An 18034-nucleotide genomic window follows, 5' to 3' on the forward strand; every position below is an offset into this window, starting at 1 on the left:
GTGCTTCGGCTTCCATGGTCCCCCTGCATCGGCGTACCGGACACCCCGTCCGTACGGGGTTCGTCGGACGAAGGCCGTCCCATGCTGCACTTGAGTTGATCATTCGGCGTGACCAATAGCTGGGGTCAGTGGCGCGCCCGGCACGTCGCGGTCTGCCTCAGGGAGTCCGAGGTACGCGCGGACGGCGGCGTTGTCCCCGGCCGCGTCGGCGAGGCGGGCAGCGGCGTCGAAGGCACGGTCCCGGACCGCCCTCCACTGGCCATGCTCCGGTCAGACGGCTAACCCGCAGCCGGCCCGTTGCCTGCACCGAACGGCGGCGCGTCACCTGGGAGTCCTATCGGCGCGCAGATTGGTACCCGGCACGAATTCAGCACGACCGGTTGGGCCTGTGTCTCCGCCGGCGGCGGACAGACCGGAGCCGGGTCAGGCGGCGGCGGTTCGCGCCGCGGTGACCGCCACCGTCGCGTAACGCATCATGAAGCTGCCACCCATCGCGTCGACAGCGGCCCCGACGCCCTCCAGTACCTCCGCCAGCTTGTCGGACGGCAGCTGGGTGAGGGCGGCATGGGTAGGCATCTGGTCCAGCCACGCGTCCCGGGTGTAGGACCACTCCCAGTCGAATCGCCACTGCTCCGGGTCGCTGAACCCGCCCACCTCTCGGATCCCGTCGGCGACCTTGTTGAACAGCACCTGGTACCCGTCCAGGGCTTGCTTCGTCATCACCTGGAGGTTGAACGGCGAGTCGGGCATCACCCGCCGGTAGACCGCGGCGAAAGCTTCCGCCACGTCGGGCGGAAGCTGGAACACGTTCCAGAACGCTGCCAGCCGGCCGCCAGGCCGCAGTACCCGCGCGGCCTTGGACGCTCCCGCAACCGGGTCTATCCAGTGCCAGGCCTGACCGGCGACGACCGCATCGAATTCCCGGCCGGCCGGGTCCCAGGCTTCAAACGTCGCTACGTCAACCTCGACCCCGTGCTGCCGCGCCAGGTCGGCCATCCGTGCGTCGGGCTCCACCCCGAGCACCCTGCAGCCGGCCGCCTGGAACTGCCGGGCGGCGATTCCGGTACCACAGCCGACGTCGAGAACGTCGGGGTCGGGGCCGCCGGCGACGATCCGGTCCACCATGCCTTCGGGATAGCGGGGCCGGGCCCGGTCGTAGCGTTCGGCATCCGAGCCGAACGATTCCGCCACCTGTCGGCGTTCATGAGGCTCGAGTTCGGAAAGAGGCGCTCGCTCCGGCGGTATAGTGGGCATGTGCCCACTATGAATGGGCATGCGCCCACTCGTCAATCGGAACGGGCCCGGCGAGCGAAGGAGAGATGCACGGTGCCGACAGGGGTAGCCATCAGCCACGCGCGCGAGCAGCTGTTCGACGCCGCCGAGCGTGTCCTGCTCCGGGACGGGCCGAGCGCGCTGACCAGCCGCGCGGTCACCACTGAGGCAGGCTGCGCCAAGGGCGTCCTGCACCGGCACTTCGCCGATTTCGACGCCTTCCTCGCCGAGCTCGTATTGGACCGCGTCTGCCGGATCGACAACCAGGCCGCCGCCCTGCGCAACTCCGCCGGGACCGGCACCGTCGCCGACAACCTCACCGACGCTCTGACGGACCTGTTCGGGTCGGTCGCTGTGGCGATGGTCGGCCTCGTCACCTCCCGGGATGACCTGCGCGCCCGGCTCCGCCAGACCACGCCGACCGGCATCCCGGTACTGACGGAAGCGACAGCCATGATCGCCTCCTACCTCACCACCGAGCGCGAACTGGGCCGCATCGCGGCGGATGCCGACGTCGACACCCTCGCTCCCACGCTGATCGGGGCCGGACACATGCTCTTCGCCGACCGGAAAGGCGCCCCGCCGGAGGCTGGAGCCGTCCACAAGGTCGTGACCACGGTCATCGCCGGCGTCGTGCAAGAACCACGGCCATGAACGGCCCAGCAGCAAGCCCGCACCCGGGCGCCAGCCGCGGCAGCGATCGCGCTCAGGCCAACAGAGAAGCCCTCGGGGCAGCTGCCGGTGGTGTTCGCCGAGTTTCACCGCATGCCGGGGCCCGGCTGCTGCTGGGGGTCTACGTCGGCAATGAGCATCCTGGCCCGCAAACCCGAACAGCCGTAACGCAGAGGCCAGCCGCCCCGTTGCATCGGGGACCACAACGGACCGGTGACGACGAGAGCGCGCGCGGCCCCACCGTCGCGACGGTCCAGGAGGCGCACGAGGTCATCGCGCGCCCTCACTGGCTCAGCACCGTGCCGTAGGCCCCCGATACCGACAGGGTCAGCACTTCTTGGCGCGATGAAACGTGCCCTATTTACATGCGGTGGACTTGCTCTGCCTGCGGCCCCTTGGGTCCTTGGGTGACGTCGTATTCGACCTTGTCACCCTCCTGCAGCTCTTTGAAGCCGGTGGACTGGATGGCGGAGAAGTGGACGAACACGTCCGGGCCGCCGTCGTCCTGTTGGATGAAGCCGAAGCCCTTGTCGGCGTTGAACCACTTCACGGTCCCTGTTGCCATCAGTCCACATCCTTTGTCCCATGCCGCGGCACGGCCTTGGCCGCGCCCCGTAGCCCATCGCGGCTACGGCTCCTGAACCTTGCCATCGCGAGTCGGCTTCCGTCGATGAACGCACCGCCCAAGTCGCCCGGACAGCACGTTCTCCAAGGGCATTCGGAGACCAACCGGAGCCGGCATCGGCATTCTCGTGTTCCTTCGTCGCGCCCAACTGCGCCAACGGCGCCTCCCGACCCCCGTATGTCTCCGGGCTGCCTCCTCCCGGGCGGTGGCCCGGGCGTGTGCAGCCGTGGCATTACGCCGCACAGCGGCAACCGGATGATGCGCAGGGTCCTGGCGTTGTGTCGTCTTGGCTGATCGATGGTGCGGGCGTACGAAGTCCGGGTGAGCCGACCTGGGTTGGTGAAGCCCGGTTGGGCATCTTGCCTCGGAGATTGGGAGACGACACGCGACGACCGCGCGAGAGATCGTGACCCCCCGGTGCCGAATGCGTCGGCGCGGAGGAGATCGGGCTGCTGGCGGCGCAGAAAATGACCGAGCCGGGGGTGGTCGCACCGCCGCTCTGTGGCAGCGACAACAGGCCAAGGCATGCTGACCCGAAGGTCGCGACTGCTTCAGGCCCTCTCCGCTGACCGACCCGACCAGAACTTGCTACAGACACAAATGACCGGCCGGCGGCCCGGTTCAGTACGCGAGGGTTCTCGCGAACCGAACCAGTGCCTCTCGCGCGACTGGAGGGTCGCGGGGGCGGCCACCGGCCGGTGCATGCGACGGGCCGTTACAGCATGGGGTCGATGTCCCGGCCGCCCATGCCGCTTTCCTGCTGGCTCTCCTCCTTGAGCCGACGGGCCTTGTCCTTCAGCCGCTGACGCTCCTCCGGGTCCGTGGCACGCTCCGCGGCCTGCTCCATCTCTTGGGCCTTCTGACGCATCTGCTTGGAACGACCGCCAGACTCGCCTGCAACGCTCATGATCACTCCTTGGTGTGACGGGGAGAGCGGGCCGCACCAGCGAACCATCGCCCCCACGCCCGTGCATCTCGAACGGTCACCCACAGCTATCTACGCAGCTCGAAAGCCGTGTCGGCCTTCCAGATCTGCGCCCGTCCAGGAATGGGTTGCGTCCGGTCCGGGTGTGTGGAGGATCCTCGGACGCACACCACGTCCAGATCATGGCCGGGGCCTGGTCAGGTACTCGGCGATGCGTTCCCCCCAAGTCCGGATGTCGGCGCGAGTTCGGGACACATGCAGGTCGGCGTGCGGAAGCAACTGGGCCAATGTTTCCGCGGTCGACAGGGGGTGGCCCAGGTCATCCACCCAGGCCAGGATCAAGCCCGGCTGGCGCAGCGCCGCGATTGCCGTGGGGGAGGGCAGGTCGGACAGCGCCAGGCCACGCAGGACGGACGGCAGTACCCGCTCGGCGGGCGTCGGTGGGAACTCGGGAACGTCGGCTACGGCTGCGGGGCGAGGCTGTTTCCCCTTGGCGGCGAGCCAATCGTCCACTCCCTCTCGTTCGATGGTGTCAGCGGATTCCCGGTTGACCTGGGCATGGGCCTCCCGCGTCGTCCAAGCCGTGGGTGGGATGAGCAGGACCAGTCGGGAGAACCGTTCGGGCGCCTGGACAGCGGCGTGCAGCACGCTGCCGCATCCCATGGACGCGCCCATGGCGTCCAGGGGCTCGGCGGCGCGCAGGTGATCGAGCAGGGCCAGCAGATCGCCGGCAAGAGAGGGATAGGTGTAGTCGGTGTCCACGGGGTCGCCGGTGGATCGCCCGTGCCCCCGGGCGTCATAGCGGACCAGGCGTTGTCCCGCGGCCAGGACCGGCGCCCAGTCGAACAGGCCCATCCGGTCCTCGACGGCCTGACTGACGAACCCGCCGTGCGCATACACCGCGAGAGGGCCCTCACCGGCGTCGTCGTAGACCAGCTCGGCCCGGCGACACCGGAAGCGGCCCTCCCTGACCGTGTGCCTTCCCACTGCCCTCATAGCCGCGCGCCTTGTCTCGACACCTCTGCGCAAATTTTACGACTGCGATCAGAGCGGTCCGGCTGGAAACGCGCGCGGCGAGGCCGGCGGTGGCCAGTCCGCAAACGCCGGTACCGCGGCAGGGTGTGCGGCTGCTCGACCCAGCCGATCCCGCAGCGGCGGCAGAGCTGTTAGTCAACGGCGAAGTTGAACTCGTCCTAGAGGTTGGCGGTCGCCGCGGCGGGGCCGGCCAATCCCCGGGGCCCCCGGAGCAGTGACAGGTAGGCACCGCGAGCGCCGGAGTTTCCATCGGTGCAGCTCGTCCAGCTGCTGCTTCCTATCCGAGGGCATGGGGTTGGAGAGACTCCTCTGGAGAGTGGGTGGCCCGCACGGCAGATCCGGGTCTTGCCCGCGATATCCACACCGGCCACATGGCATGAGGCACCCCCGCCGGTCGGCGGGGGTGGTTCGGACACCTGCCGGATGGTTGAAACCGGCATTTCTCCGGAGCCTGGAAATATGGGAAACGGCTCAGCTCCGGCCAATGCCGTCCGCGTCGCCGGCTTCGGACGACCCTCTCCTGTGTGCGTCGACGACCGGGCGATCGATCGGTCTCGATCTCGCACGCTTCACTCTGGATCTCCGCACCTGACGCCTGCAGCTGCCCACGGGACAGGCCGGTCCACCGGCGCTCGAGCGCGTTTTGATCCGTCGAGCGGTCCTGATCGCCCTGTGGCGCGGCTCGTCCTTGCTCGACACCTCTCGCCGTTGAGAGGCGCGGACCCGGCCGTGTTCCGGCATGTCGGCCATTGCTGGCGGTCACTTACAGACGCTTGGCGTGGAAGGCAACGCGGCGGCGCTCGAAAAGCCTGGCCAGAGACGGTGCCGCCGTCCAGATTTGCCCGGTCAAGTCACGAATTCCAGTGGTAGGGCACAGATCGCCCGATCGGGCCTACTGGGCGGAAGTCGTTCGGCGCCGGACAGCGCGCCTCGTTCAAGAACTGCTGGTGTTATTCCCTACGTGCGCGACAGGGCGGGACGGTTTCGGTAGTTATCCGACAGCGGACGAACTGACTGGAGGCGACGGGCACATGTATTCCGACACCACGAGGGCCGCGGGCAAGAACGGTGGAGCGGCCGGCACCGAAGCGCTCCTGGCCGATGTTCTGGCCGGTGTACTGCGTACGGAGCGGGTGCCGGTGGACGGCAACTTCTTCGCGGATCTGGGTGCTGATTCGCTGGTGATGGCGCAGTTCTGTGCTCGGGTGCGTAAGCGGGATGATCTGCCGACGGTGTCGATGAAGGACATCTACCAGCATTCGACGGTCCGGAGCCTGGCCGCCGCGTTCACGGACGCTCCCGCCCCTGTCCCGTCCCCGGCACCCTCGCACGCGCCGTCACAGACCTCCCAGCCGGCCCCGGGGGTTGTCGATGCCCGATCCGATGCATCGGGCGTCGCGCCGCAGTCCGGCCCATGGCGGTACGCGCTGTGCGGGACGGCCCAGATACTGATCTTCCTTGTCTTCTCCTCCCTCGGCGCCACGATTGCCGTCCTCGGTTACGAGTGGACCCTGGAAGGCTCGGGGACGGCCGGCGTCTACCTGCGGGCGGTGTTGTTCAGTACGGCGCTCTTCCTCGGCGTCTGCGCGCTGCCCATTGCGGCCAAGTGGATACTCATCGGCCGCTTCACCCCGCGCAGGTTCCCCGTGTGGAGCTTCGCCTACCTGCGCTTCTGGTGCGTCAAATCCCTCATCCGAACCAGCCCGGTGCGTCTGTTCACCGGTTCACCGCTGTATGTGCTCTACCTCAGGGCCCTCGGCGCACGCATCGGAAAGGGCGTCACCATGCTTTCCCGCACCATCCCTGTCTGCACCGACCTCCTGTCCATCGGTGACGGCACGGTCGTCCGCAAGGACGTGATGCTGTCCTGCTACCGGGCGCACGACGGCTGGATCGAGATGGGCCCCGTCACCCTCGGCGCGGATGTGACCGTCAGCGAGCAGGCCGTCATCGACATCGGAACGTCGATGGGCGACGACACCCAGCTGGGCCACGCCTCCTCCCTGCATTCCGGGCAGGCGGTTCCAGCCGGAGAGTCGTGGCACGGCACGCCGGCGCAGCCGACGACGACCGATTTCCGCGCCGTCGAGCCTTCCGCGTGCGGCCCCCTTCGCAGGGCCCTCTACAGCCTGTCGCAGCTGCTTGCCATGCTGCTGGTGTACCTGCCACTGACGCTGGCGGGGGTGAGCCTTGTGTTCACCGTGGTGCCGCAGCTGAACGCGGTGTTCACCCTGGGGCCGCCGGCCTTCACCAGCTCCGCCTTCTACCTCGAGGCGCTCGTCGCTTCCCTGGTGGCCTTCTTCGGCGGCATATTGGTGGGCCTGCTGGTGGTGAGCACGGTGCCACGGTTGCTCAGCCTGGCGATCAAACCGGGCAAGGTCTACCCGCTGTACGGCTTCCACCACGGCATCCAGCGGGCGATCACGCGGCTGACCAACATCAGGTTCTTCACCACGCTCTTCGGGGACAGCTCCGCGATCGTGCACTACCTGCGCTGCCTCGGGTACGACCTGTGCCACATCGAGCAGACCGGCTCGAACTTCGGCACGCTGGTCAAGCACGACACCCCTTACCTGAGCACGGTCGGCAGTGGAACGATGGTCGCCGACGGCTTGTCGATCATCAACGCCGACTTCTCCAGCTCGTCCTTCCGCTTCTCCCCGACCTCGATCGGGCCGAGCAACTTCATCGGCAACCGCGTCGTCTACCCTTCACGCGGCCGGACCGGCGACAACTGCCTGCTCGCGACGAAGGTCATGGTCCCCATCGACGGGCCGGTGCGGGAAGGCGTGGGACTGCTCGGCTCACCCAGCTTCGAGATCCCGCGCACGGTGCTGCGCGACACCCAGTTCGACCGCCTGGCCCACGGCGATGAGCTGCGCCGCCGTCTTGCTGCCAAGAACAAGCACAACGCGCTCACCGCGAGCCTGCACCTGCTGGTGCGATGGTTCCACTTCTTCGTACTCGCCCTCATCACCATGGCCGCCGTCGAGCTCTCCCAGACCATCGGTGTGCCGGCCTTCGCGCTGGCCGGTCTGCTCACCCTGGTGTTCACCGTCATCTACTTCACGCTGGTCGAACGGGCCGTCACGCGGATCCGCCCGGTGAAGCCGCTGTACTGCTCGATCTACGAGGCCGACTTCTGGGGGCACGAACGCTTCTGGAAGCTGACGTCGCACCAGTACATGCAGGCCTTCAACGGCACCCCGTTCAAGACCATGGTCTGGCGGCTGCTGGGTGTGCGCATCGGCCGCCGGGTGTTCGACGACGGCTGCTCGATCACCGAGCGGACCCTCGTCAGCATCGGGGACGGCTGCACCCTCAACGCCGGGACGATCATCCAGTGCCACTCGCAGGAGGACGGAGCCTTCAAGTCCGACCACGCCACGATCGGCGCGGGCGTGACCCTCGGCGTGAACGCGTTGGTCCACTACGGCACCACTATCGGCGACCAGGCGCAGCTGGCCGCCGACTCCTTCCTGATGAAGGGCGAGGAAGTTCCCTCTCAAGCGCGGTGGGGCGGAAACCCGGCCCGAGAAGACACCGCCGTGGCCCGCGTTCTTTGAGCTTCCTGCGGTCGGCGGGCCCGCTTCACATCACCGTTGCTGCTCCCCGGCGGATGTACCGGGTCGCCACCGTAGGCCGGTGAGTCGCCGCTGTTCCGCTTACAGTGCGGCCGACACGGCTCCGACGAGCTTCCGCTCGGTCAGCTGCCGGGCGGCGCAGAGCAGTTCGATGCGCCCCCACTACGTGAGAAGGGAAGCAGCACTGGCCCCACCCGTCCGGCGTCTTGCGCAGTCCGGTGGGGCGGACGTGGAACCGAGTTAGGCTGCGTTGTTCGTGTCCGGGGTGGATGCATACGTACGGGGCAGGGGTCTGCGATGGCAGGAGCAGAAGTCACCGAGTGGCGGGGGTCCGATCGGGCCGTGGCCGCGGCCAAGCTGATGGTCGGCTGGGTGGCGCTGCTGTGGGTGCTTGAAGCGGTTGATGTGGCGACGGGCCATGCCCTCGATTCCTACGGAATCGTGTCGCGTGAGCCGGGTGAGCTTGCCGACATCATTCCGTCGGCCTTCGTCCACTTCGGCTTCGGGCATGTCGCGGCCAACAGTGTTCCGCTGCTGGTCTTCGGCTTCCTCGCTGCGCTCGGTGGCATCCGCCGTTTCTTGGCCGTGTCGTTGCTGATCGTCGTGGTGGACGGCCTCGGCGTCTGGCTGATCTCCCCGTCCAACACCAACACGGCGGGTGCGTCGGGTCTGGTCTTTGGCCTGTTCGGCTATCTGGTGATGCGCGGATTCGTGGATCGCAAGCTGCTGGACGTCGGGGCTGGCCTGCTGATCGGCACGGTCTGGGGCAGCTCGATCCTGCTCGGCATATCCCCGGCCAACACCGAGGTCAGCTGGCAGGGCCACCTCTTCGGCTTGATCGCGGGTGTAGCGGCGGCCTTCGCCTTCCGCCGACGAGCCGGAAAATCAAGTCCCGCCGGCGTGTGAAGCCAGGGTCCGAGGGGGAGCCCGGACTGGTGTTCCCCGCGATGCAGGCTGAGCCATGCATCAGGAGATCCGGCAGCGCGGCCGGAGTCTCCAGTTCGGGTCAGCAGCAGGGTCCGCGAAGGGCAGAGTACGGCGGCGATGGCGTCGGTCCTGGTGATGGGCCGGGGTTCCCACAGTGAGCCGATGCCGCGCGCCGGGTAGGCCAGTCGCGGCGGCTCCGGCAGCGTCACCCGGGTGAGCAGGCCCGGTCCTGCGAAGGCCGCTCTGAGGACGAACTGGCTGTCCTGGACGCCGAAGGCGCCGGGGTCACCGGCGAGGACACCACCAAGCAGATGCTGGACACGCAGCGCACGGGCCCACGTCTCCCGAGGGTGCAACTGCGCACAACGCCCCTGTCGGGCGCGAGAATTGTGCGACCACCATGAGCGTTGCCGCTGCCGGCACCCTGCCGTTCACCGCGACGACCGCGAGCACAGTCCGCATCCGTTCCACCGAGTGGAATCAGACGACGATCAGCGACGGAACATGGATCGAACTCCGGCGTCAGCCAGCTCTGGAGACTCGACAACGGCACTTGCAAGAGCCAATCACCGGTCAGAGACCGGCACTTGCGTGATCGGAACCTTTCCATCCGGGACCATTGTCTGACATCTTGCGTCCACCACTTCCCACAATCGGCCCGGTCGGCACCACCAGCGCCGCCGGGCTCTCGGAGGATGCATTGCTTACCCTCATATCAGGCCGTCTGAGACGTTCGGTCGTGGCCGCCGCTGCCCTCGGCGCGGCCGTCGCGTTGGTAGCTCCCGTCGGGGCTGCCCAGGCAGCGACGACCACGTCGGGGACTTCTGGGGCCTCCGCGTCGCCCATGGCCTCGTGGGCCGCCGGTACCCGGGCCTACCTGGTCATCACCGCACCGGGCGACACGTCGGCCGTACAGACCGCTGTCACGGACAACGGTGGCACGGTGTTCGCACACTACGACGCAATCGGCGTGATCGTGGCGCACTCGGCGTCCACGACCTTCGCGGGCACCATGCGCGGCGTCAGCGGGGTCCAGCAGGTCGGCGCCACCCGGACCTCGGATGTTCCGGCCGACGCCTACAACCCCGCGATTCCCGCTGCTCCCACGCAGGCCACGACCACCCTCACCGAGTCCAACCGCTGGGACATGACCCAGATCAATGCCGACAAGGCATGGGCCGTGACCACCGGCTCCTCCGCGGTCAAGGTGGGTGTCCTCGACACCGGCGTCGACGACCTGCACCAGGACATCGCGCCCAACTTCGACGCGGCGGACTCCGTCTCCTGCGCCTATGGCAAGGCGGACACGAGGACCGGCGCATGGCGCCCCGTCGGCGACCACGGCACGCATGTGGCGGGCACGATCGCGGCGGCCAAGAACAGCAAGGGCGTCATCGGTGTGGCCCCGGGCGTCAAGATCTCCTCCGTCCGGATCGCCGAGCCGAACACCAGCCTGTTCTTCGCCGAGAACACCGTCTGCGGTTTCATGTGGGCCGGCGACCACAGCTTCAAGGTCACCAACAACAGCTATTACACAGACCCGTGGATGTTCAACTGCCCGGACAACGTGGACCAGGCAGCGATCATCGAGGGCGTCAGGCGCGCGCAGGAGTACGCGGAGAGCAAGGGCTCGCTGCAGGTCGCGGCCGCGGGCAACTCCAACTACGACCTGGCGAACAAGCGGACCGACACATCGAGCCCGAACGACTCGACCCCCGTCACCCGCACCATCACCAACGCCTGCATCGACATCCCCACCGAGCTGCCGGGCGTGGTCACCGTCGCAGCCATGGGCAATGGCAACGTCAAGGCCTCGTACTCCAACCTCGGCCGGAACATCATCGACATCGCGGCCCCGGGCGGCGATGGCGCGTCCGGGGTCTACTCGACGCTGCCGGGCGGCAAGTACGGCACGATGAACGGCACGTCGATGGCTTCCCCGCACGTCGCCGGTGCGGCCGCACTGCTGGCGAGCACCAACCCCGGCTCCACGCCTGCGGACCTCCGGGCCAAGCTGGCCACTCAGGCCACCGACACAGCCTGCCCTTCCGACAGCCGCTGCACGGGCACGACCGCCAACAACAGTTTCTTCGGCGAGGGCCAGGTCGATGCGCTGAAGGCCGTCGGTGGCACGCCGCCGCCCGGCGCGTACTTCGAGAACACTGTGGACGTGGCCATCGCCGACAACTCCACGGTGGAGTCTCCGCTCACCGTGACCGGGGTCAGCGGCAACGCCCCGGCCACGCTCAAGGTCGGCGTGGACATCAAGCACACCTACCGCGGCGACCTCGTGCTCTCTCTCGTGGCCCCCGACGGCACGGTCTATACGCTCGAGGACTTTCCGAACAATGACGGCACCGACAACGTCGCCAAGACGTACACCGTGAACGCCTCATCGGAGGTGGCCGCGGGCACGTGGAAGCTGCGCGTCCGTGACGTCGCCTCCCAGGACACCGGCAAGATCGACGCTTGGAACCTGACCTTCTAGTGCGTCACCGGGTCCCGGTGGGGGCTGTGCGCAGCTCTCACCGGGACCTGAGCTCAGTGCACAGCCAATGAGTCGTCCGACCTGCTCCGCCGCAGGTACGAGCGCGGGCATCACGCAGCCTGCGAGCCCCGGAAGCAAAGCCCAGCAGAGCCTGTATCACCGCCAGGGTGACCAGTTCAGAGTTGCTGAGCTTCGGCGTCAGCCCACTCGCGGTCGCTGGGGCGTCGCTGGATCGAAGTTCGTGACATCAGTTGGGGGCGGTGTCGTCACTGGGCAACAAGGGTTCCCAGCCGTTCAGCAGAACGATCACCACTCGTACGCGCCGATGCCTGAACATGTTGCCCCACTACCCAGTTGCGGTAGCGATCACCCAGGCCGGCCTTGAGGGTCGCAGCCGCCGCAGTCGGACCCCTGTTCCGCCATCCCTTCCAGCGCAATCGCCCGCTGTATTCGCCATCGGACTCCCTGCAACCTGGGTGACCGCTGACGAAGGGGCTACGGCGGGGACTGGAAGTTCCGCCGCCTGCTGGAGGAACCCTGCCTTGACTACGTGGCGGCGGTGCTCACGTGCGGTAGACGCGCAGGTGCTGGTCAGGGCGAGCCCAGGGTTTGCCCCGAATAACGGCGGGGAGCTGTAAGGAGAGAGGGGGGCCGCTCCTCTACCGGAGGACATCATGATCATCCTCGGAGTCATTCTGCTCATCATCGGCCTCTTGGCCGGCATCGGTATTCTCTGGACCATCGGGATCATCCTGGTCGCGATCGGGGTCGTTCTGTGGATTCTTGGAGCGGTAGGACACGCGGTCGGCGGCCGACGGCACTACTGGTAGCGCCGCGGCACTTCCATCAGCCAGGTCGACCGAGTGTGTCGACGATGCCCTCCCCGCGGTGGCATCAGGTTGTCAGTCCGGCTGAGTGCTGCTGCCGTTCATGGTCCCTGCCTCACCTCCAGTGGACCGGCTCCCGTACGCCCTTGCTGGTCATGGTCATCCCTGCCGACGTGGCCGACCGCGAAGTCCTCATCCGTCTCCGCCTGAGGGCATCCTGAACTCACCCTCGTTTGGGCCGGTTCCGCCTCGCGGTCGGGCCGGTCGAATGGTCCAGTAACCGCCTGCGGCTGACCGTGAAGCCGTGAGTCGAACCAAGAACGCGATCGGGTTCGCCCTCGTCCCTCGCCTGTCCCGCCACCCCGAACGCGGAACCCAGCGCACCCTGGGGGCGCTCTTCGAGGCGGCTGTTCATGTCCCGCCCGAGCCTGGCGAGCGGGTTCAGGGGCGTCCCGAACGGAGGGGACTGCCAGGACCCGACGGTCGAGGCAGGCAGCAGCGAGGACGGCCGGGCGTCGTGTGCTCACGGCATGGCACGCCGAGCGTGTCTGCGGTGACGGCGCTTCAGTGTGGGGTCGCGGGCGAGATCGGTGAAGGCGGCCGTGGCGCGTTCGGTGTCGTGATCGGCCAGCACGCGGACGGTCGCCAGACGCCAAGCGCTGTCCACCGTGGTGTCCTGCGCAAGGGCGACAAGCAGGTCCGTGCCGCGCTTTTCCCCGGCGTCGGCCAGAATGACGGCAGACTGCAGGCGGATCCTGACGTTCAGACTGGCGTCCTGGGCGAGGTGACGGAGTATGGCCGGGCCGCGATCGTCTCCGATGCTGGTCAGCTTCTCGGCCGACCTCAGACGGACGTCGGCTGGGGTGCTCGCGTCGTGGGCCAGGCTGTCGAGCGTGTCAGCGCTGCGTTCGTGACCGATGGCGGCCAGCATCGAGATCGCGAAGGAGCGGTGCCCCTTGGTGAGCTTTGTGTCGCGGGCCAGGTTGTGGAGCAGGCCCACGCCGCGCTCGTCGCCGTACTGGATCAGGGCCGCAGCGGCCTCGATACGCCATTCGTCGTAGACCCAGGTGTCGGTGGCGAGGTCGTGGAGCAGGGCCACACCGCGCTCGTCGCCCATCTCGGCAAGGACCACCGCGGCTTTGACACGCCATTTGCCGTTCGCGAGGTAGCGGACCTGGGCAACCTCGACGAGCGTGTCGACGGCTCCTTCGACACCGAGCCAGCCCAGTGCCTCGGCCGCCTCCACCCGGTAGTTCCTCGTCGCCTTGGAGAGGTAAACATTCGCCAGGGCGGGATCGACCTGAGGGTCCAGCCGGTCTGGATGCGCCCTGAGATCGGCGCGCCGCCGGTCGTCGTCGGTGATGCGGGCGAGGGAGACGAGGGCTTTGGTGGCAGCGTGGGTGACGGGGGCGGGAAGGTCTGTTCCCAGGCGCTTCTGCTCGGCGAGTAGGCGGCAACCGATCATGTTCGTCTGGCGGGCGAGTCTCAGCAGCGCCCTCTCGACGTTTGGTGCATCCGGGTTCCTCTTCTTATCAAGGAGCATCTCGAGGAGAAAACCGGTGTACGAGGCTTCCTCCGTGCCCGGCGGCTGCCAGAAGCGTCGGCCCCATCGGTTCCAGGGCCAGTGCCGGGACCACTGATTCCCGAAAAGGCGGGCGGCCTCCTGGTCGCGGCCCTCCTGTGTGCTGGTGGCGTGGTGCGCCGCACAGTATTCGAGAAACGTCTGCTGGAGGAAGACGAGCTCGCCTGCCTGTTCGGTCAACAAGCCGCTACGCAGCACGGTCTCCTTGAGAATGGTCCGCGCCATGCCCAGGGGAGGGGGCGGTGCCTCGGTCCAGGATTCCAAGAGGAACTGGAACGGCTTTTCGCTCCCGGCCAGCCGTTGGGCAGCGAGATGCCCGGCGACGTTCAGCGCGTGATCGCGGATGTACTGGGCAACGGTCTCGCCGCCCGGGTACTCCAACGCGCTTCGTTCTTGGAGTTGTCGAAGCTCCAGGATGAACTTGTCGTAGATCTCGCCTCGGCTGGAGGGCAGCGATACGGGGTTCGTGGCGTAGAGCTGACACAGCAGTCCAGCCAACAACGGGACGCGGGCCAGCTCGGTCAGTTTCCGATCCCGTACCTCGGTGACGAAACGCTTGGCCGCCTCTGCGGGATCTGGCACCTTCAGGACTTTGAACCAGTCGTAGGCTACTTGCGGTACGTCGTCGTAGCCGAAGGGCAGCAGGTCGAACCAGGGCACATGGGCGCCGAGCAGGCCCAGTTCGTGGGCCGGCAGCGGGCGGGTGGCCACGACAAACCGGTACAGGTCCGTGTCGCCTCTGTCGGCGAACGCGGCTAAGTCACGCAGGAGACCACGGCGGGCATCGGAGCCGGGGATCTCGTCGAGTCCATCGACCAGTACGAGCCAGGGCACGTCGGGCAGCGGTCGGGACCTGAAGAACGTCTCGGGCAGTTTCATCCGGAGTTTGTCGTTCACCGCCTTGGCCAGGGCGCTCGCCAGCTCTCCGCGAGTCAGAGCTGTCGCGGGCACCAGCACCGGGACCGGCGTCCCGTGATCGCCGCGCAGTGAGCTCGCGACACCGGCGTGCAGCCAGGTGCGCAGCAGGCTGGACTTGCCGCCACCCGGGCCGGCCAGTACCACGCAGGTTCGCGCGTCGGCCAGAACCTTGTCCGTGGGCAGCGACACCGGCTGGGATACCGGTGGTGGGCGGTCGCCCGGCTCTTCCTCCAGACAGCGGACCTGCTCGCGCAGATAGACCTTGGCGAGCGGCGGCGTCGTGTCGTTGAGTACGCCGGCATACGGCTGGTCCCCGGCCGCCCGTGAGGCGGCCGTCAGGTACGTGTCCAGCGGCTCGTGTGCAATACGCGGGTCCACCCCATGCGCCGTGAGCGTGTCGAGGAACCCGGGCAGGTCCAGCATCCCGCTGAAGGGGACCGCGCTCAGGACGCTGCTATTCACGGTGATGTTGCGGTCGAGGACCAGCACTCCGATGAGGAGATCATCGGAGGTGAACAACGGTCCGCCCGATATGCCTGCCCAGCCCGATCCGTGGTCCCCGTGGCGAGGCCGCTTGTTGTCGTGAACGGTCAGCAGCCCGGACCTGAGCCCCTGCAAGGGGTCGACGTGGCCGCGCACAGCCATGGTGTCGCGGCTCCCGTCCGCACGCTTCGCGGCATCGGGGAACCCGAGCCCCCAACAGGAGACGCAATCCCGCCCCGTGACTTCACCGAACCGCACCCGGTCCGGCGGGGGTTCGGCCCGTGACCCCGCAGCGTCGATCAGCAGCAGGGCCACATCCCGCTCAGGCGTGGCCTTGATGTTCACCGGCCCGCTCGGCCAGCACCGCGACGCGGGGAGCCGCTGAGCGGACCGCCGGCCGTCCAGCGGTTGTACGTGGATGGGCGCGCCTCCCGCGACGACGTGGTACGCGGTCAGCACAAGGCGATCGGTCAGCAGATATCCGCTGCCGACTCGCTTATTGGCGACCCGCACTTCGACGACCCGGTTGTCGTTGATCGGTTTCAGCAGGAGCCGTGGAGGGGCAGGTCCTCGCCGCTGTCGTCGATCGGCTGGAGTATGAGCTTGAGCCGGTGAACGGTTCCGGCACTGAGCGCCCCGCCGACTTCGGCGGACCATGGCAGCACCAAGATCCTGGTTTTGGCGTTGCCCTCCTTGCGGACCTCGACGGAGAACTCCAACTCCACAGGCCCCGTACGGAACTTCAGCTTTCCCTCGCCCTGGCCCTCGTGGACAGCCTGTTGCAACTGCCCCCGGACCGCACTGATCGTCTCGCCCAGTTCAGCCCACAATGGCGCCTCAGACATATACCCCCCTAGCCTTGCAGTGCGACGGGAGTCACCGTAGGGCTACCGCATCCCGCGGGTCCCCGAAATCAGTGAAGTGCCCGCGGATTCGTGAAGCACGGGGGTCATGCCCAAACGTGGAACCCGCTGCCGATGCTGGTCGTGTGGGGTGGGTGAGTGGTCTCCGGGCTGTTTGCGGCCTTGAAGCGTCCTCTGTACGCGAGACGCGCAGGGAGCCATCGTGACTGGTGCCCATTCGGTGTGGCGCAGGATGATCCGGTCACCCTGAACAACGGAGCTGGCGGGAGCAGGCGGGGGCGCCCGGGGGCGGATGGACGGATCACGACGCTCAGCTCACCACGACCCGCCACGGGGTCGGTTGCCGGACGCGGCCTGGGCCTGGGTGTCGTGCTCGTGACGCTGAGGGCGCGGCTGCGGGCGCGGTGACCGCCCTGGTGGTCCGGGGCGGGCCGCCGGGGAGCTGGCGGCGGTCACCTTGTCGGGGTTGAGCACGTCCTCGCCGTACAGGTCCTGCACCCAGTTGGTTTGGTAGATGGTGTCGAGGTAGCGCTCGCCGAGGTCCGGGGCGACGGCTACGGCGGTGAGTTCGCGCGCGTCGTGCCGGGCCAGCCAGCCCATGGCGCCGCTGACCACCGTGCCGGTGGATCCGCCGAACAGGAAGCCGGCTCTGGCCAGACGACGGCAGGCGCGGATGGTGTCCGCCTCCTCGACGCGTATCACCTCGTCCACATAGGACTCGTCGAGCAGCGGCGGACGGATGCTCATGCCCAGACCGGGAATCATCCGGCGTCCCGGGGTACCCCCGAAGGCCACCGAGCCGACGCTGTCCAGTGCGACGACATGCACCGGCCGGTGCCACTCCCGGAAGTAGCGTGCACAGCCCATCAGGGTCCCGGTGGTGCCGGCCCCGACGAACAGCACGTCCAGGTGCGGGAACTGGCGGGCGATCTCCGGCGCTGTCTTGCGGTAGTGCGCCTTCCAGTTGCTCGGGTTGGTGTACTGGCTGAGCCATACGTAACGGTCATCGGAGGCGCACAGCGCGCGGATGTACTCGAGCCGTGCGCCGAGGAAGCCGCCGTTGGCCTCCTGTCCGGCGATGATGTGTACCTGGCTGCCCAGGGCCTCCATCATCAGCCTGGTCGACAGGTTGCAGCGGGAGTCCGTCACGCACAGGAACCGGTAGCCCTTGCTCGCCGCGATCATGCTCAGCGCCACGCCGAGGTTTCCGGACGAGGACTCGACCAGAATCGAATTCGGCGTCAGGACTCCGTCCCGCTCGGCGGTCTCCACCATTTCGGTCGCGGCTTTCAGCTTGATCGAGCCGGCGAAGTTGAAGCCCTCACATTTGAGGAAGAGCGACTGCCCGAAGATCGATCGAAGGTCGACATAGAGCTGTTCCTCGTTGAAGGCGTAGGGAACGGAAATGACGGGCATGATGGCCTCCTCCTCTGCGGCATTGCACCTTCGGAACGTCCATCCGACCGTGGTGGCGGGCTTTTCGCCTTACCTGTGTTCACCGAGTCGGACGGGGAGTTGGGCTAGGGGCCGCAGTGTGGTGCGCGTTGATCTGCGGCGATATGGCCGCTGATTTCTCGGGGGTTAGTTCCGCATAAGCCTCCTTGTTGTCGGTAGGCCGAGGTCTCGGCCGGCTCATCCGTACCGGCTCAGTTCGTGGAAGAAGTCGTCGATGATCTGCAGTTCTCCGGAGCGGACCACCTCGTCGTAGACGTACTTGCCGACGGCGAGGTCGAGCACCCCGAGGCCGAACGGCGAGAACACCAGCGGCCGGTGCACCGGCGCCATCACCCGCCCGGCCATCACGTCGTCCAAGGTGCCGTGCAGGAAGTCCCG

General features: G+C 67.6%; 13 protein-coding genes and 2 pseudogenes. 7 read left to right on the plus strand and 8 right to left on the minus strand.

The genetic code is table 11. The features are described 5' to 3' along the window. Positions 1–108 precede the first annotated feature (108 nt). Entirely contained in the window at positions 109–282 is a 174-nt protein-coding gene (locus tag ACFYXH_RS13520; protein ID WP_389562220.1) for a hypothetical protein, read from the plus strand. Between the two features lie 141 nt (positions 283–423). On the opposite strand, the gene ACFYXH_RS13525 is transcribed toward ACFYXH_RS13520, so the two are convergent. After that, on the minus strand, positions 424–1254 hold the full coding sequence (locus tag ACFYXH_RS13525) for a class I SAM-dependent methyltransferase (RefSeq protein WP_389562221.1): 831 nt from the start codon (positions 1252–1254) through the stop codon (positions 424–426). A gap of 72 nt (positions 1255–1326) precedes the next feature. Here ACFYXH_RS13525 and ACFYXH_RS13530 point away from each other — a divergent pair, with 72 nt between their 5' ends. Further along, positions 1327–1926: a TetR/AcrR family transcriptional regulator gene (locus ACFYXH_RS13530; protein ID WP_389562222.1), complete on the plus strand. Its 600-nt coding sequence runs from the start codon at positions 1327–1329 to the stop codon at positions 1924–1926. 379 nt (positions 1927–2305) lie between these two features. On the opposite strand, the gene ACFYXH_RS13535 is transcribed toward ACFYXH_RS13530, so the two are convergent. The 3 genes from ACFYXH_RS13535 to ACFYXH_RS13545 all read right to left on the minus strand — a co-directional run bounded on the left by ACFYXH_RS13535 (position 2306) and on the right by ACFYXH_RS13545 (position 4490). Then, entirely contained in the window at positions 2306–2509 is a 204-nt protein-coding gene (locus ACFYXH_RS13535; protein WP_327321423.1) for a cold-shock protein, read from the minus strand. A 775-nt stretch (positions 2510–3284) separates the two neighbouring features. Next, positions 3285–3476 (minus strand): DUF6381 family protein, encoded by a 192-nt coding sequence (locus tag ACFYXH_RS13540; RefSeq protein WP_327321422.1) that lies wholly within the window; start codon positions 3474–3476, stop codon positions 3285–3287. A gap of 198 nt (positions 3477–3674) precedes the next feature. Beyond that, complete coding sequence (locus tag ACFYXH_RS13545; RefSeq protein WP_389562223.1) at positions 3675–4490, minus strand: alpha/beta fold hydrolase; 816 nt, start codon at positions 4488–4490, stop codon at positions 3675–3677. Positions 4491–5560: 1070 nt separating this feature from the next. Here ACFYXH_RS13545 and ACFYXH_RS13550 point away from each other — a divergent pair. The 5 genes and pseudogenes from ACFYXH_RS13550 to ACFYXH_RS13570 all read left to right on the plus strand — a co-directional run. Then, on the plus strand, positions 5561–8095 hold the full coding sequence (locus tag ACFYXH_RS13550; RefSeq protein ID WP_389562225.1) for a Pls/PosA family non-ribosomal peptide synthetase: 2535 nt from the start codon (positions 5561–5563) through the stop codon (positions 8093–8095). 315 nt (positions 8096–8410) lie between these two features. Beyond that, positions 8411–9019, plus strand: coding sequence for a rhomboid family intramembrane serine protease (locus tag ACFYXH_RS13555; RefSeq protein ID WP_389562226.1), 609 nt, complete (start codon positions 8411–8413; stop codon positions 9017–9019). 865 nt (positions 9020–9884) lie between these two features. Further along, a complete protein-coding gene (locus ACFYXH_RS13560) occupies positions 9885–11528 on the plus strand; it encodes a S8 family serine peptidase (RefSeq protein ID WP_389562229.1) in 1644 nt (547 codons plus the stop codon). A 674-nt stretch (positions 11529–12202) separates the two neighbouring features. Further along, a complete protein-coding gene (locus tag ACFYXH_RS13565) occupies positions 12203–12358 on the plus strand; it encodes a DUF6131 family protein (RefSeq protein ID WP_251017061.1) in 156 nt (51 codons plus the stop codon). Between the two features lie 301 nt (positions 12359–12659). Beyond that, a pseudogene (locus ACFYXH_RS13570) lies at positions 12660–12779 on the plus strand (DUF6411 family protein); the annotation flags it as partial. Between the two features lie 99 nt (positions 12780–12878). On the opposite strand, the gene ACFYXH_RS13575 reads toward ACFYXH_RS13570, so the two are convergent. The 4 genes and pseudogenes from ACFYXH_RS13575 to ACFYXH_RS13590 all read right to left on the minus strand — a co-directional run. After that, positions 12879–15851, minus strand: coding sequence for a trypsin-like peptidase domain-containing protein (locus tag ACFYXH_RS13575; protein ID WP_389562230.1), 2973 nt, complete (start codon positions 15849–15851; stop codon positions 12879–12881). Between the two features lie 29 nt (positions 15852–15880). Next, positions 15881–16183: a trypco2 family protein gene (locus tag ACFYXH_RS13580; protein ID WP_389562232.1), complete on the minus strand. Its 303-nt coding sequence runs from the start codon at positions 16181–16183 to the stop codon at positions 15881–15883. A 333-nt stretch (positions 16184–16516) separates the two neighbouring features. Then, positions 16517–17617 (minus strand): 2,3-diaminopropionate biosynthesis protein SbnA, encoded by a 1101-nt coding sequence (sbnA, locus tag ACFYXH_RS13585; protein WP_389562233.1) that lies wholly within the window; start codon positions 17615–17617, stop codon positions 16517–16519. Positions 17618–17833: 216 nt separating this feature from the next. Continuing rightward, positions 17834–18034 (minus strand): annotated as a pseudogene (locus ACFYXH_RS13590) (2,3-diaminopropionate biosynthesis protein SbnB); the annotation flags it as partial.

The sequence above is a fragment of the Streptomyces sp. NPDC002730 genome, assembly GCF_042888805.1.
Lineage (GTDB): Bacteria > Actinomycetota > Actinomycetes > Streptomycetales > Streptomycetaceae > Streptomyces.